At 50.7% G+C, this 14,948-nt stretch carries 14 protein-coding genes; 9 read left to right on the top strand and 5 right to left on the bottom strand.

The window, feature by feature from the left end; genetic code table 11:
- The first annotated feature begins 244 nt into the window (after window positions 1-244).
- Entirely contained in the window at window positions 245-850 is a 606-nt protein-coding gene (locus G9C99_RS08975) for an XRE family transcriptional regulator (RefSeq protein WP_166417165.1), read from the top strand.
- 35 nt (window positions 851-885) lie between these two features.
- On the opposite strand, the gene G9C99_RS08970 is transcribed toward G9C99_RS08975, so the two are convergent.
- A complete protein-coding gene (locus tag G9C99_RS08970; RefSeq protein ID WP_166417164.1) occupies window positions 886-2,055 on the bottom strand; it encodes a phytanoyl-CoA dioxygenase family protein in 1,170 nt (389 codons plus the stop codon).
- An 80-nt stretch (window positions 2,056-2,135) separates the two neighbouring features.
- Here G9C99_RS08970 and G9C99_RS08965 point away from each other — a divergent pair, with 80 nt between their 5' ends.
- The 8 genes from G9C99_RS08965 (at window position 2,136) to G9C99_RS08930 (ending at window position 10,296) form a co-directional block, all read left to right on the top strand.
- Window positions 2,136-3,161: a LacI family DNA-binding transcriptional regulator gene (locus G9C99_RS08965; RefSeq protein ID WP_166417163.1), complete on the top strand. Its 1,026-nt coding sequence runs from the start codon at window positions 2,136-2,138 to the stop codon at window positions 3,159-3,161.
- 118 nt (window positions 3,162-3,279) lie between these two features.
- Complete coding sequence (locus G9C99_RS08960) at window positions 3,280-4,836, top strand: trimethylamine methyltransferase family protein (RefSeq protein ID WP_166417162.1); 1,557 nt, start codon at window positions 3,280-3,282, stop codon at window positions 4,834-4,836.
- A 115-nt stretch (window positions 4,837-4,951) separates the two neighbouring features.
- On the top strand, window positions 4,952-5,503 hold the full coding sequence (locus G9C99_RS08955) for a TetR/AcrR family transcriptional regulator (protein WP_166417161.1): 552 nt from the start codon (window positions 4,952-4,954) through the stop codon (window positions 5,501-5,503).
- Window positions 5,500-6,597, top strand: coding sequence for an alcohol dehydrogenase family protein (locus G9C99_RS08950; RefSeq protein ID WP_231704031.1), 1,098 nt, complete (start codon window positions 5,500-5,502; stop codon window positions 6,595-6,597). The genes G9C99_RS08955 and G9C99_RS08950 overlap by 4 nt, the downstream gene beginning before the upstream one ends.
- Window positions 6,594-7,718, top strand: coding sequence for a mandelate racemase/muconate lactonizing enzyme family protein (locus G9C99_RS08945; protein ID WP_166417160.1), 1,125 nt, complete (start codon window positions 6,594-6,596; stop codon window positions 7,716-7,718). Before G9C99_RS08950 ends, G9C99_RS08945 begins: the two co-directional genes overlap by 4 nt.
- Window positions 7,718-8,821 carry a mandelate racemase/muconate lactonizing enzyme family protein gene (locus G9C99_RS08940; RefSeq protein WP_166417159.1) on the top strand — a complete coding sequence of 368 codons (1,104 nt, stop codon included), beginning with the start codon at window positions 7,718-7,720 and terminating at the stop codon, window positions 8,819-8,821. The genes G9C99_RS08945 and G9C99_RS08940 overlap by 1 nt, the downstream gene beginning before the upstream one ends.
- 12 nt (window positions 8,822-8,833) lie before the next feature.
- The gene (locus tag G9C99_RS08935; protein WP_166417158.1) at window positions 8,834-9,565 is read left to right on the top strand and encodes an SDR family NAD(P)-dependent oxidoreductase; all 732 of its coding nucleotides are present in this window, start codon (window positions 8,834-8,836) and stop codon (window positions 9,563-9,565) included.
- Window positions 9,562-10,296 carry an SDR family NAD(P)-dependent oxidoreductase gene (locus tag G9C99_RS08930; protein WP_166417157.1) on the top strand — a complete coding sequence of 245 codons (735 nt, stop codon included), beginning with the start codon at window positions 9,562-9,564 and terminating at the stop codon, window positions 10,294-10,296. Before G9C99_RS08935 ends, G9C99_RS08930 begins: the two co-directional genes overlap by 4 nt.
- A gap of 10 nt (window positions 10,297-10,306) precedes the next feature.
- On the opposite strand, the gene G9C99_RS08925 is transcribed toward G9C99_RS08930, so the two are convergent.
- The 4 genes from G9C99_RS08925 to G9C99_RS08910 form a co-directional block, all read right to left on the bottom strand.
- A complete protein-coding gene (locus G9C99_RS08925; RefSeq protein WP_166417156.1) occupies window positions 10,307-11,653 on the bottom strand; it encodes an NAD(P)/FAD-dependent oxidoreductase in 1,347 nt (448 codons plus the stop codon).
- Between the two features lie 61 nt (window positions 11,654-11,714).
- Entirely contained in the window at window positions 11,715-13,214 is a 1,500-nt protein-coding gene (locus G9C99_RS08920; RefSeq protein WP_166417155.1) for an aldehyde dehydrogenase, read from the bottom strand.
- 3 nt (window positions 13,215-13,217) lie between these two features.
- Window positions 13,218-14,150, bottom strand: coding sequence for a dihydrodipicolinate synthase family protein (locus G9C99_RS08915; protein ID WP_166417154.1), 933 nt, complete (start codon window positions 14,148-14,150; stop codon window positions 13,218-13,220).
- 8 nt (window positions 14,151-14,158) lie between these two features.
- A complete protein-coding gene (locus G9C99_RS08910) occupies window positions 14,159-14,869 on the bottom strand; it encodes a GntR family transcriptional regulator (RefSeq protein ID WP_166417153.1) in 711 nt (236 codons plus the stop codon).
- Between the last annotated feature and the right edge of the window lie 79 nt (window positions 14,870-14,948).

Here is a 14,948-nt window from a genome sequence, read left to right as displayed (position 1 = left end):
CAAACAAGATGATAAGTCAAGATAAATAAGTTGCACAGCAGTAAACAAAATTAAATCACGCACATTGCCGACACACACGGTATCAGCGAACACATCACAGGCTCTATGTTACGCTAAGCTACTAAAATCATGTGAAAAATCTGGAAATTTTAAATTCGCACTAAACAGGCTGGCGCGCCTTTGTATCGTAGGCTAGCCTGTGCTAACTCTTTTCTTCACGCCACAAACACGACGGATATAAACCTTGGACGATTCCATCTCATCAGACTCGACGGGCGACCAATCAGATTTATCAACCGTTGTTGGGCGCGCTGTGAAACGTCAAAGGCAAATCGCGGATATCACAGTGCGCAAGCTCGCAGATATGTCTGGTATTTCCTCAGCCATGGTTTCGCGTATTGAAAACGGTCAGGTGTCGCCATCCCTCACAACGCTGGAAGCCTTAGCCGATGCACTTTCGCTTTCGGTCATTGCTTTTTTTGCGGACAGCGTACGTACGGCTGACGTGAATTACGTCAAAGCCGGGCAAGGCATACCTGCAACCCGAACCTTTGCCGATCACCAACACGAATTTCGCATACTAAGCCGCCACCGAAAAAACCCTTTGGAATTTGAGGCCTCGTCAGTCACCATCGGCCAACATCGCGATGTCGCCCACCCCAAATACATCAATCGTGGATATGTTTTCATCACGATCACAGAGGGGGAATGTACCTATCAGTGTGGTGATAAAATATACCAAATGAAGCTCGGAGATTCCTTAAGCTTCGATGCTGAATTGCTGCATGGAGTGAATGAGGTGGTTTCAAAATCCGTTACATTTACCACCATCGAAGCAAAGATCACATAACCTGCCCTGCGCATGCGAACACGCCGGGCGACCTTTTAAGCGCGCTGATTGATCGCCATTTGATCTAACTGCTTTTCGAAGGCTCGTTGATCCATTCCTTCATTCAAGGCCCGAATGAACAAAGCTTGTTGCGTTTCGGGGGCAAGCCCACCTTTTGGTGGATCGCGATCAAGGTTCGTTGGGAAAGAATAGCCTTCTGCAGCTGCTGCAATTGATGACAGTAACTCCGATTGTGTCAGTTTCGTTTGGCTCAGGGCCTTCGTTGCCGCGGGATACAAAAGCTTACACATTTTGACTCGGTCTATCGTTTCCATCGCTCGACCAAATGCCGACGAAACCTGCAACAAATTTGCCATGCGGTGAATATCTTCACTCGTGTTGGCACCGGCAGCGTGAAACAATGCAGGGTTAAAGAATACGGCGTCTCCTTTGGCCAATGGCAATTGAATATAGCGATCTTCAAAAAGACCACGAAAATCATCACGACGCCAGGCAGCATATCCCGGACGATAAGCTTGTGAAAATGGCAGGAGTTTTGTTGGCCCGCTTTCAACAGGCATATCACAATGGGCCACCGCGCCCTGCAACGTCAGCGCAGGTGAAAGGTCGTGCACATGCGCCGGATAGGACCCGCTGATTTCGGCTGTTTGAAACCCTAAATGATAGTCGCGATGCGCCTGTTGCGCGGCCCCACCCGGATGCACCAAATTGATCTGGGCCGTCATTTGGTAATTAGGACCGAGCCAAGCCTCGCATACAGCCGCAATTGAGGTATTCGCAAAGTAATTCAGAAACACCTCAGGAGAGGCCTCACATAGCTTTTGCAATGAATTCCAGATACGGTCATTTGCGCCGGATGCTGCAAAATGGTCTTCACTGGCACCATTTTCAGCCTTCTCTGATGTGATTATATCCTCATATAGCGCTGTTGCACGATCAAGCACCTCAGTGTTCGCATACGCCCCCTTTAATACAACAACGCCAGCCCCCGCCATCAACACCTGCGCCCATTCCTGCAGTAGGCTTCGACGGGTTTCGGCCTCTTCTAATGTACCACGCAACCGGGCCATGTCATAAATTGGGACATTTAATTGAACATCGTCAGCCAAAGGAACCGTAGCCCCGTCAGTGGTTTGGTTTATCAGTGTAGTGAATTCTTCCAAGTCACATGCCGTAGCCTCAAAATATCCGAGTTTTCTTTGCATCTTTGCCTCCTGTTGTCGCGCCCTTAGTTTGGCCAATTCCTGCCTTGCCGGCGACCAAAAACACATCAATAATACATCAAATGACACATCGTTTTCCTCTAAAAGAAATTGCACGGCAATCGGGCCTCAGTACCGCAACCATTGATCGCGCCCTGAACAACCGGCTTCATGTGAGTCCACAGACCAAATCACGTGTTGCTGCAGCCATTAAAGAACTCGAAAATCAAGAGGTACATTTCGCCGCCAAAGGCCGCAGGTTGTTCTTTGACTTCGTCATAGAAGCACCAAAGCGTTTCAGTCGCGAAGTGCAACGCGCCGCTGAGGATACAATCGGTCAGCTCGCAGGCGCTGTCTGTCGACCACGATTTACCTGCCAAGACATTATGAGTGAAGAAGATGTAATTCAGATTTTGGAAAGAATTGCCAAACGTGGAAGTCACGGAGTTTGCCTGAAAGTCCGAGATGTTTCATCTATTCGAAATGCCGTCGAAAAACTGGCCGCTACCGGCATTCCGGTCGTAACCTTGGTAACAGATATTCAATCCCCAAGCCGCCTCGCCTATGTTGGGCTAGACAATTTCAGTGCAGGACGCACAGCCGCCTATCTGATCGCTAAAAGCCTAGGTGACACTGGTGGAACCATTTTGGCCACACGCAGCAGTGACCTATTCTTAGGGGAAGAAGAACGCGAAGCGGCATTCGTGCAATCGATGCAGCACCTGTGCCCAAACCTAAACATTGTCCCCATGAGCGGCGGCGCAGGTGTCCATTATGAAACCACATATGTCATGGAACGCGTTGTCCCACAGCTTTCGAAATTGCGCGCAGTCTATTCAATGGGCGGCGGGAACAGAACGATATTAGACATATTGCAGCACAACAGATTGCAACCTGATTTGTTCATTGCTCACGACCTAGACCAAGACAATCGGGCATTGATACAATCCGGAAAAATCGATTTTGTTTTACACCATGATCTTAGTGTAGATTTGAAAAACATCTTTCAGGTCTTTCTGCACCACCACAAATTAGCCCAACAGATCCCGCCTAACTGTATTTCTAACATTCAAATTATCTCACCTGAAAACATTCCGCATTTAATTTAGGTTGTCGAACGGCATTCAGGCCCGCACTGATGTCGTAAGTTGCAACGATCCTTCGGATGCGTGCATGTGCACCACACACCACGTTGCCATCATATTTGAAACTGATGGAGATACGTAGATGACTGATACAGACACACCTGCTCGCTCTCGTACTGGTGGTCGGTCCGCCCGTCGCGCTTTGCGCTCGGCCCCAAATTTTGAAATGTTGCCCGGTCTGAAGCGCAACATCCCTGAATGCGAAGTTATGAACGGCTCGCAAGTCGAACGGATCGACGCGGCCTCAATGGATATTCTCGAAAACGTCGGCGTAGTTTTTAGAGATGACATCGCCCTTGCAGATTGGAAAAAAGCCGGGGCGAAAGTCGTAGGAGACACAGTTTTTCTGGACCGAGGATTGGTCCGTGGCTTGATAGCAACAATACCTTCAGATTTCACCTATCACGCGCGAAACCCAAAAAACAACGTGCGTTTAGGCGGGAAAAACTCTGTTTTTGTTCCTATGACAGGTGCGCCATTTTTACGGGACCTCAACGATGTGCGTCGCAACCCGTTGCTCGAAGATTTGGCAATGTTTCACAAACTCAGCCATATGATGCCAGCATTGCATAGCTCTGCACACCACATCGTTGAACCCTATGATCACCCCATCAGCCAACGCCATTTACGCATCACATATTCTTCGATGAAGTATTCCGACAAAATGTTCATGGGGATGACCACCAGCCCAAAAAATGCCGAAGACGTAATGGATATGTGCGCCATTCTTTTCGGGGATGAGTTCATCGACAACAACCCAGTGACCACAGGAAATTGTAACGGCAATTCGCCTTTGGTCTGGGATGAAACCATGCTTGGGGCAATGCGGTCATTTTGCAAACGTAATCAACCGGTGCTGTGTTCGCCGTTTGTATTGGGCGGAGCAAATACACCAGCATCGGTCGCAGCCTCTGTCGCGCAACTAAATGCCGAAGCGCTGTCAGCGCTTGCGTATACTCAAGTCATTCGCAAAGGCGCGCCCGCGATTTACGGTCACTATCTGTCAACCGTTTCCATGAAATCAGGCGCACCGATGGCAGGCACACCCGAAATTAGCTTGATGAACTTCATGATTGGTCAGATGGCCCGATTTTATGACATCCCTTGGCGCACATCCAATACATTAGGTGGCGCAAAAACCTTCGATGCGCAGGCCGGATACGAAAGCGCCACGACTTTATCCAGTGTGGTGCACGCCGGGGCAAATTACATTTGGCATTCTGCTGGTTGGAACGAAGCAGGCATGCACTGTTCGGTGGCGAAATTTGTTGTTGATGCAGAGCAATGCGCGATGGCCTACCGCATGGCCCAAGGGCCAAATTGGGACGGCTTTGATGATGCTGTTTCGGCGGTTAGTGATATTGGCCCCGGTGGTCACTACCTAGGGCATCCACACACTTTGGAAAACTTCCAAACCGCGTTCTTCATGCCAGAGCTTTTTGACAACAACTCAATCGAGCAATGGGTTGCTGAAGGCAGCGTAGAAGTTACAGAGCGCGCCCTGAGCTACGCCAAAAAACTCCTGAGTGAGTACCAGGAGCCACATCTGGACCCAGCCAAAAACGAAGAACTTCTTGACTACATCGCTCGCCGCGAACGCGAAATCCCCGCATCAGATGAACTGAACCAATCATACTAATACCTCCCCCGACCTGCCCCGCCGTTCTTTGGCGGGGCTTTTTTACGACAGAAAACTTCGCTACGCGTCGCAGATAAACTTTCACATGTACAACGATCGTTCTACCATTAGAAAAATGGATGACACAAAAACACGCATCGCCCGAAACCTAGACACGCAGTTTGCCTCTATGGGGTTTGCTGCGCCTGGCGTGGATTCATTACGTGACGGTGCCGATGTATCCTTGCGAACGTTATACAAATACTACCCGTCCAGAGACGCGATGGTCGTTGGGGCGCTGGAACACAGAAACACCGCGTACCTCGACTGGATTTCAGGTGGGCCGGAAACCGGAATTGAACATGTATTGCACATTTTCAATCAGCTTGGTGCATGGCTCGAAAATGTGGCAAACACCGGATGTCTATTCATCAATGCTCTTGCGGCTTATCCAAACGATCCAGAAATCCGTGCAGTAGCTGAACGCCATAAAGACGCGGTGCGTCAAGTTTTTGCTGATCGAGTGGAAAAAATTTCTCCCGCATCTGACATCACTATGCTCGCCGAGGCCCTTTTGTCCATTCACGAAGGCCAAACCAACATGGCTATGATCCGTGGCGCAGAAGCCGCCCAAATAACCGCGCTACATTTAGCCCAGACATTACTACAAAATGAGGGAATTCAATGAATACACCCAAAACAATGCACGCCGTATTGCTCACCGGACACGGGGGAATAGACAAACTTACCTATAGTAGCGAAGTCACCGTTCCCTCCCCCAAAGCAGGTGAAGTTCTCATTCAGGTAAGGGCGGCGGGTGTAAATAACACCGATATCAATACGCGTATTGGCTGGTATTCCAAAGCTGTCGAAGCCGACACCGACACGGGCGGTGCGAAGGGTTTTGAAACGGTAGACGACGACGATGCCAGCTGGTCTGGCACACCTCTAACCTTTCCGCGCATTCAGGGTGCCGACGTGTGCGGACACATCGTTGCAATTGGGGCTGGCGTTTCGAAGGAGCGGATTGGCGAACGCGCACTCGTTCGGAATATGTTGCGAACATATGTCGATTACCGCCCCTATGAATGCTGGACAATAGGCAGTGAATGCGACGGTGGCTTTGCGCAATTTACGGTGGCGCCAGCGGCTGAAACACATGCCGTTTCTTGCGATTGGTCAGATGCAGAGCTGGCTTCAATTCCATGTGCGTATTCCACCGCTGAAAACATGCTACATCGCGCGGGTGTTGGCGCAGAGCGCGTTTTGATTTCTGGTGCCTCAGGTGGAGTTGGTTCAGCGGCGGTCCAACTGGCAAAACGGCGCGGTGCCTATGTCATCGCACTGTCTTCACCGTCCAAATTTGACGAAGTCCGCGCAGTCGGAGCCGATCAAGTTATTGATCGCAATGCTGACCTCGTCAAAGAGTTGGGCGAAGGCAGTATAGATGTCCTGATTGATCTGGTCGCAGGCGATCAATGGCCTGACTTTCTAAATGTTCTACGTCGGGGTGGTCGTTACGCCGTAGCAGGGGCAATCGCAGGTCCAATGTCAGAAATCGACGTACGAACGTTGTACCTCAAAGACCTCACCCTATTTGGATGCACCTTCCAAGAAGATATCGTTTTCGAAAATCTGATTGCATATATCGAGGCCGGTGAAATTCGCCCTCTTGTGGCAAAGACCTACCCGCTAAGCGACATTCATTCCGCCCAAGAAGATTTCTTGGCGAAAAAACACACTGGTAAACTGGTTCTTGTTCCACCGCAGGCTGCATCATGAAAATCGCAAAAATCGACCTTTACCAAGTTGATCTCCCCTATTCTGGTGGCACGTATCTGTTGTCAGGTGGTCGAGAGTTCACCTCTTTTGACGCTTCCATCGTCTGCATAACCACAGATGATGGAACAGAGGGATGGGGCGAAAGCACGCCATTCGGTTCTACCTATATTGCATCCCACGCCACAGGCGCCCGAGCTGGCATTGCAGAAATTGCACCGCATTTGTTGGGACGCGATCCTCGCCAATTGGACCGGATTAACGATGCGATGGATCAGGTACTCTTGGGGCACAATCACGCAAAATCGGCAATTGACCTAGCGTGTTGGGACGTATTTGGAAAATCTGTTGGTTTACCAGTTTGTGAATTACTTGGCGGAAGCACAAATATCCCAATGCCAACAATTTCCTCTATCTATGCTGGCGATCCAGATGACATGCGCAAACGTGTAGCGGACCATCGGGCTATGGGATACCGGGGGCATTCTGTCAAAATTGGCGCACTCGATAGCGAAGGCGGCCCCGCCCTTGACGCAGAACGTATCACCGCAGCGTTAGCCGATCGCAAACCTGGAGAATACTTCATCGTCGACGCAAACGGTGGCATGTTGCCAGAAACAGCTTTGAGAATGCTCAACATGCTTCCGCCCAGACTTGACTTTGTACTGGAGGCCCCCTGTGCAACCTGGCGTGAAACCTTATCCCTCAGGCAGCATTGCAGCGTTCCTATCATTATGGATGAATTGGCACAGCAAGACAGCGACATCGCACAAATTTTGGCTCAAGATATCGCAGACGGCATCGGCTTAAAAATATCCAAGGCAGGTGGCCTGACCCATGGCCGCCGTCATCGCGACATAAGCCGCGCGGCTGGGTTAACCATGTCTGTTCAGGATACTGTTGGATCGACAATTGCCTTCGCGGCCATCGCGCATTTAGGTGCGACAGTGCCAGAACAATATCTGCGCTGCATTCTCGATTGCCGCGACATGGTGACTTTGCAAACAGCCGAATTTGACGCACCCGTGCGTGATGGTGGGGTACTGGTCCCCAATGCACCCGGCTTGGGCATAAACGTAAATCGCGAAACACTTGGGAACCCTGTAGGGCACTGGAGCCTGTGATGAAAATCAAAGAAATCCATATTTACCAGCACGATCTGCCCGTAAAGAATGGCCCCTACACCATGGCAAATTCCAAGGTCTGGGCATTAGATACGACTTTGGTAAAAATTGTAACGGATACCGGCGTTGTTGGATGGGGCGAAACGTGCCCACTTGGCCCAACGTATGCTGAAGCTCACGCTGCTGGTGCACGTGCTGCGTTATTCGAAATGGCGCCGGGTCTAATTGGAACTGACGTTCTACCGCTCACAGTACAGCGTACCATGTCCACCCTTCTAAATGGGCACAATTACGCCAAAGCTGCGATCGACATTGCAGTTCATGATGCGCTTGGCAAAGCCATCGGCCTTAGCGTCAGCACTCTACTGGGCGGCGCTGTTACCGATCGGGTGCCGTCGTACTATGCCACGGGGGTTGGTGCGCCGGATGACATTGCCCGGCTCGCCGCAACCAAACAGGCCGAAGGCTATCCAAGATTGCAGATCAAAGTCGGCGGGCGCCCCGTCGAAATCGACATCGAAACCATACGCAAGGTATGGGAACAAATCGGCCATACCGGCATGCGACTGGCAATTGATTGCAACAGAGGTTGGACCACACGCGACGCCCTTAGGGTAAGCCGCGAATTGCCAGATATCCCTTTCATTATGGAACAGCCCTGCAACACTCTTGATGATCTTCGTAAAATTCGCCCGCTGCTTCAGCACGCACTTTACATGGATGAAAACTCTGTTGATCTACCCACAGTCATAAACGCAGTTGGTACGGAACTCGTTGATGGATTTGGGATGAAACTTACCCGAATTGGCGGACTGCAACCGATGCAAACTGTCCGTGATATTTGCGAAGCTCGCTCTCTTCACCATACCTGCGATGACAGTTGGGGCGGTGATATTATCGCCGCTGCCTGCACGCATTTAGGCGCAACGGCTCACCCTAGATTGCTCGAAGGGGTTTGGCTCGCTCAGCCCTATATTGACGGGCACTATGACCAGAAGAATCCGGTAAAAATTGAAAACGGCCATATCGCAGTTCCCACAGGTCCTGGTCTGGGCGTTACGCCTGACGAAGCATTATTTGGCACATCAGTCGCATCATTTTAGGGAGAGAGAAAGATGAACTTTGAAGGCAAATGTGCTTTGGTCACAGGCGCTGCTGGCGGCATCGGGGGGGCAATTGTCAAAATGCTGCGTACAGCTGGCGCGCGTGTTGCTGTTGCAGACCGTGATACATCTGGGCTTGAGGCAGACGCACACCTGCCCGGTGATTTGATCGATACAACATATGCCGATGGCCTGCCCGCTGCAGCGATGCAGTCTTTGGGTGGCTTGGACATCCTAATCAATAACGCAGGCATCATGCGACGTGGCCCTGTCACAAGCAGCACCGATGAAGATTTTGATATCTCTATTGCCGTGAATGTCAAAGCCCCCTTTCAGCTGTGCCGTGCAGCTATACCCATCATGGCGCAAAATGGCGGCGGGGCAATCGTGAACACCGCATCCTGTTGGGGCGTACATCCCGGCCCGGATCACGCTGTTTATTGTATGACCAAAGCTGCGATTGCTTCGCTCACGCAATGCATGGGGCGCGACCATGCCCATCAGGGCATTCGCATTAACGCCGTTTGCCCCAACGAAGTGGACACTCCGATGTTGCGCACCGGTTTTGAACTGCGCGGCTATGACCCTTCGACAGCGATTTCTGAACTCGACAAAACCGTCCCAATTGGCCGAATTGCTCAGCCTGAAGACATTGCAGAGGTGGTTCTGTTTCTTGCATCAAACCACGCACGCTACATGTGCGGCGAACTGGTTGAAATTAATGGGGGGAAACCCGTCGGATGAAACGTTTTGAAGGTAAAGTTGCCCTCGTTACTGGCGGGCGGAGTGGTATTGGACAAGCGATTGCACGTAGACTGCGCGACGAAGGCGCGCGGGTATTAACGGCTCAACGTGGTCACGACACTGAATTTGAAAGTATCTCGGTTGATTTTTCTGACCCGCAAAGCCCGCGTGCTTGTATCGAAGAAGTCATCGCAAAAACCGGACAGTTGGATGTGCTGATCAATAATGCTGGCATGATGCAAGAGGCCCGCATTGAGGAGATGTCATATGAGGATTGGCACAAAAACCTGACAGTAAATTTAACAGCACCTTTCTTAATGATACAGGCAGCCTTACCACATTTACGTTTGCAACGGGGTAATATCGTCAATATCGGATCAATCGAAGGACTAGGCGCAAATCCAGGTCACGCTGCCTATTGCGCATCTAAGGCAGGGCTACATGGGTTGACCCGAGCCGTGGCAATTGATCACGGAAACGAAGGTATTCGTTGTAACGCCATTGCCCCTGGCTGGATTGACACTGATCTTAATTTAGATTTCATCGAAGGTATGGAAGACCCCGATGCGTTCAGGCGCGATATAGGCGGTATCCACCCCGTCGGGCGCACCGGCAAGCCTGATGAGGTTGCAGCCCTTGCAGCGTTCCTTGCTGCATCCGAAAGCGGATTTATAACAGGGCAGATTTATACGGTAGACGGCGGGCGCATGGCAAAGCTTAGCCTTCCCTAGTTTTTGGACTTTACTCGTTTCCGGCGCGCCATTCTTTCCAGCGCAATACGGCATTTGCGCCGATTTCAGCAATCGGCGCAGACGGGAGTCTCTTGGGTCGCGCTTCTTGAGTGAAATAATCTGTTATGTCTGATTGTTCACCACAAGCAAGTTCCGCTGCACCTATCCCTGTAAGCGTACCTCTGGCAGTGCCAAGACCGTTTTGCACACATCCCGCAAAAACACCGTCTTCAACTTCGCGCAATACGGACACGCCGTTCAAAGCCAAACACAAATGCCCGGCCCATTTATACTCCATCTCCATGCCCGCCAACTGAGGAAAGCGCTGATTGAATTTTCGCTGCTGGACTTTGGCTGCGCGCGCGACTCCTGCTTGCGTCGGTTTCATGTTGAGCTTCATCGTTGCGCAGGTGCGCGTGATGATCCGGTTACCCCCTTGCCCCACATCTATTCGTCGCATGGTGGTCCCCATTGGATCGCTCGGCGTCACCCCCCACCGAGGCTGCCCTCCGAGCTTTCTCAATGTATCGCTGTCTAGCTCTGACGTCATTGACGCATAGAGAAACAGCTGCATCAACCGCCCCTTCTCAAACCCAAAGCTTTCAAGGTGGCCATTGTTTGTCAGCAATATACGACCTGTCGTGATGGAACCCTTTGGTGTAATGACCTGCCAATCTGGCCCAATGCGTCGGAACTCTGTTGCTGGAGTGTTTTCGTACAGAGACACACGATCAGAAAGCCCCGATACAAGACCCCGAATATACCCTGCGGGCTGCAACATCACAGTGCCTGGCGTATACAACCCAGAATGATAGTGTCGGCTCCCGGTCAATTCGTGCATTTGCTGCCCGTCGAGCATCTCAGATTGCTCACCCAAACTTCTGAGGTGCTTAGCGTAACTGAGATTATGATTGTGACCCGTTTGGGATGCCGCGCCGTTCACCTTACCCACTTCGTCAAAGTAGTTTGGGTCAATCTCGTATTCGTCCACGGCCTGTCGTGCAAATGCGATTGCATTGCGGTTTAATTCAATCAGAACGCGATCACTATTTGGCCCCTGCCCAGCATAATCATCCGATGCCAGGTCATGGGGCAGGTCAATCATAAACCCAGAGTTTCGCCCAGATGCGGCTTCGGCAAAACGGCCAGCTTCTAATACCGCGATCTTTGCCTTTGGTTGAAGTTGGAGCAACCGGCGCGCTGCTGACAACCCTGCGAATCCTCCGCCAACAATGACAAAGTCTGCAGTTTCATCCCTGTCTAAGCTCTGGGCGGGAGGCTGAGCGCCTAGAATGGCATTCCATGCAGCCGGACCGGCATGGGTCGGCAAACGATGAGCTTTCAGTGATTGCGTCATGGCGGGACTCGGTTAAGAAATGTGAGCGTTGAGGCATACGTTGCACACCCCAACAGAGAGATTAGTCAATCGCCTCATCTTCATCATCAGACAAATCAATCCAGATTGTTTTCAACTGGGTATACTGATCATGTGCGTGAACTGAATTATCCCGCCCACCAAAGCCAGACTGTTTATACCCACCAAATGGGGTAGATATATCCCCCTCACCAAAGCTGTTTATGGTTACCGTCCCGACGCGCAATGCACGTGCCCCGCGAATGGCCCGTTTAGCATTGGATGTGAATATCGATGCACATAGGCCATAATCGGTATCATTGGCGATACTGATGGCTTCGTCAAAACCGGATACAGGAATAACCGTCAGGACCGGGCCAAAAATCTCTTCTCGGGCGAGTGGGTGCGTGTTGTCAGCGACTTCGACAATCGTTGCCTCAACAAATGCCCCATCATGGGAATTGCCACCCAAGCGAATATTTTCCGCACCTTTGATATAGCCACACACTTTGTCAAAATGCGTTTTCGACACCAGCGCACCAATCCGCGTTTCAGGATGTAAGGGCGCTCCGACGTTCCAATGACGTGCATGCACTTCGATCCGATTCAAAAGCTCATCTTTGATGTCTTTGTGAACAATTAATCGAGAACTCGCTGAACAGTTTTCACCCATGTTCCAGAACGCGCCATTCACGACATGCTGTGCAACCATATCCAAGTTCTCAGCGTCATTCAGAACGATACAAGGGTTTTTACCACCCATTTCCAAAACGACTTCTTTGGCGTTACTTTCGGCCGAATAGGACAAAAAACGCTTTCCTGTAGCGGTCGATCCGGTGAAAGACACCATATCGATGTCCATATGGCGGCCAATCGGTTCGCCGACATCCGCACCGCCGCCCGGAACAACATTCAATACACCTTTTGGTAGCCCCGCTTCCTGAGCGAGCTCGGCAACCCGTATGGTGGTAAGCGATGTTTCAGCAGCCGGTTTCACAATCACTGAACAGCCCGCGGCCAAAGCCGGGCCTATTTTCCATGCAAGCATTAACAATGGAAAATTCCACGGCAATACGAGGCCAACAACCCCGATAGGTTCTCGCACGACCATTGCAATATGATCGTCAGATGCTGGGGCGACTTGATCGTAAATTTTATCGATTGCTTCGGCATGCCACTTTAGGCAATGGATGGTTTCAGGAATATCAACCGTTTCACAATCGAAAATGGTTTTACCACTATCAATGCTTTCCATTACGGCCAGTTCGCAGGCATTACGTGTTAGCAACTTGCAAAAACGAATTAAAACATCTTTGCGTTCTGACGGATGCATTTTGCTCCAACGTCCATCTTCAAACGCTTCACGCGCTTTTTGCACTGCAAAATCAACATCTGAGCTATCGCAGGCCGCAATTTCAGCGATCTTTTCCCCCGTCGCCGGGTTTGTCGTTGCAAATGTCTTCCCTGACATTGCAGGGCGGTATGCCCCATCGATAAACGCAGTGGTTGGCAAAGTCAGATTGTCGGCAATGGCTTGGTATTCTTCTTGTGTCAACAGGTCCATGGATCAGCCCTTTGCCTTTGGTTGTTCATTTTGGATCTCGGCAATCGTCGTTTTCACGACACGGACCACCTGCTCCAACGCGCGTTTATCATCTTTGTTTAGTCCCTTCAGCGGTGGTCGCATTGGGCCAGTATTGATCCCATTCATTGTCACGCCATGCTTTACGCATTGAATGAATTTTCCGCCCTGTTCCAAAATACGCATCAAGGGCATCATGGCTGACATAATCCGTCGCCCTTTGTCAAAGTCACCTTCAACCGCGCAAGCCTGATAGAGAGCGATGTGCTCTTCGGGTAAAAAGTTTGATCCCGCACAGACCCAACTGCGCGCGCCCCAAGCAAAGAACTCCAAGGCCTGATCGTCCATGCCGCACGACATCTGAATATGCGGGTAATCGCGCGCCAGCAAATGCACACGATTGATATCACCTGAGCTTTCCTTGATCCCGCAGATGTTCCGGCTACGACCAACGCGATCCAGAAACTCTTCGCCCATATGGACGCCCATGCGTCCCGGATAATTATAAAGCATAACTGGCAAGTCAGCAGCCTTGTCGATCGCCAAGGCATTCAGCGCATTTTCACGTTCTGTCGGCACTGAATATGGCGGAGTGGCGAGCAGAATAGCATCCGCACCCAATGCCCGTGCCCCTGTCGCAAGCGCGATACTATCAGGTGTCATCATCGCCCCTGTGCCAACAATCAAAGCAGTGCGCCCGTTCACGACATCTTTGGTAAACTGCGCAACAGCGAGGCGTTCCTCAACAGTTTGGGCGTAGTTTTCACCTGTCGAACCACCAGAAACGAGACCATGAATACCCTTATCAACAAGGTTTTCGATCACTTCAGCGAGCGCATCCCAATTCACGCCATAATCGGCAGTCATAGGGGTCACCACAGGGGTATAAATCCCCTCAAAACGAAAAAGCGGTGTCATTCATATCCTCATGCTGATGTTGAAAACCCGAATTGGCCAAATGGTATATCCAGCCCTTGCGGCATTACAAAATTTTCAATTTGCCCACGGGACAAATTCCAATGATCCGTAGCCAATTGTGCTGCGGTGACTTCATCGCCCTCTTCGATGCATTGAATAATCGCATCATGCTGATCAGCAGCCGTTTCTAAGTTGTCGGCCATATCCTGACAGTTAGGGCGATAAAATGTCATCCCAATGCGCGCATGATCAATCAGCAACCTGTTAAAGCTGGGCAATAGGTAGGCGTTATGTGCCATCTGACCGGTAATTTGATGAAAGCTGTTATTCAACAGTGCGCGATCCTTAGCCGTGCCAGAGCGCAAGGCCTTACGAAACTCGGATTGCACAGCCTTAAGTGCAACTATCTGATCAGGCAGTGCATTTTGAGCAGCCAACTGCATGATTGCTCCATAAATCATAGGCGCCGCCAGAAAAAATTCCCGCATGTTCGTATGGGTCATCTCACTGACACGTGCACCGCGATTGCGGCGCAGGGTTAGATATCCCTCTCCAGCCAACTGCCGCAGAACCTCACGCAATGGCGTGCGCGACATGCCTGAGCTGTCGCTGAGCTGAGCTTCATCAATGTCCGCACCCGGGCGCAATTCAAGCGTTAGAATTGCTTCCTTTAGAACCTCATAAAGTTCAATTTTCTTTTGATTTGCAGCTTCGCTCATAGGAATCCCGACACTATCATTGCTTTTTTGTATACATAAAAAATAATCTATGTATACAAAAATACGTCAAATATGAGCA

Origin of the sequence: Cochlodiniinecator piscidefendens (assembly GCF_011326755.1) — a bacterium.
GTDB lineage: Bacteria > Pseudomonadota > Alphaproteobacteria > Rhodobacterales > Rhodobacteraceae > Cochlodiniinecator > Cochlodiniinecator piscidefendens.
This window is presented reverse-complemented; position numbering and strand designations above follow the sequence as displayed.

What these genes read in the sequence shown, in the direction of transcription:
- G9C99_RS08930 (WP_166417157.1), top strand. Translation starts at nt 9,562, where the DNA reads ATGAAACGTTTTGAAGGTAAAGTTGCCCTCGTTACTGGCGGGCGGAGT.
- G9C99_RS08965 (WP_166417163.1), top strand. Translation starts at nt 2,136, where the DNA reads ATGACACATCGTTTTCCTCTAAAAGAAATTGCACGGCAATCGGGCCTC.
- G9C99_RS08925 (WP_166417156.1), bottom strand. Translation starts at nt 11,653, where the DNA reads ATGACGCAATCACTGAAAGCTCATCGTTTGCCGACCCATGCCGGTCCG.
- G9C99_RS08960 (WP_166417162.1), top strand. Translation starts at nt 3,280, where the DNA reads ATGACTGATACAGACACACCTGCTCGCTCTCGTACTGGTGGTCGGTCC.
- G9C99_RS08950 (WP_231704031.1), top strand. Translation starts at nt 5,500, where the DNA reads ATGAATACACCCAAAACAATGCACGCCGTATTGCTCACCGGACACGGG.
- G9C99_RS08955 (WP_166417161.1), top strand. Translation starts at nt 4,952, where the DNA reads ATGGATGACACAAAAACACGCATCGCCCGAAACCTAGACACGCAGTTT.
- G9C99_RS08970 (WP_166417164.1), bottom strand. Translation starts at nt 2,055, where the DNA reads ATGCAAAGAAAACTCGGATATTTTGAGGCTACGGCATGTGACTTGGAA.
- G9C99_RS08945 (WP_166417160.1), top strand. Translation starts at nt 6,594, where the DNA reads ATGAAAATCGCAAAAATCGACCTTTACCAAGTTGATCTCCCCTATTCT.
- G9C99_RS08920 (WP_166417155.1), bottom strand. Translation starts at nt 13,214, where the DNA reads ATGGACCTGTTGACACAAGAAGAATACCAAGCCATTGCCGACAATCTG.
- G9C99_RS08940 (WP_166417159.1), top strand. Translation starts at nt 7,718, where the DNA reads ATGAAAATCAAAGAAATCCATATTTACCAGCACGATCTGCCCGTAAAG.
- G9C99_RS08915 (WP_166417154.1), bottom strand. Translation starts at nt 14,150, where the DNA reads ATGACACCGCTTTTTCGTTTTGAGGGGATTTATACCCCTGTGGTGACC.
- G9C99_RS08935 (WP_166417158.1), top strand. Translation starts at nt 8,834, where the DNA reads ATGAACTTTGAAGGCAAATGTGCTTTGGTCACAGGCGCTGCTGGCGGC.
- G9C99_RS08910 (WP_166417153.1), bottom strand. Translation starts at nt 14,869, where the DNA reads ATGAGCGAAGCTGCAAATCAAAAGAAAATTGAACTTTATGAGGTTCTA.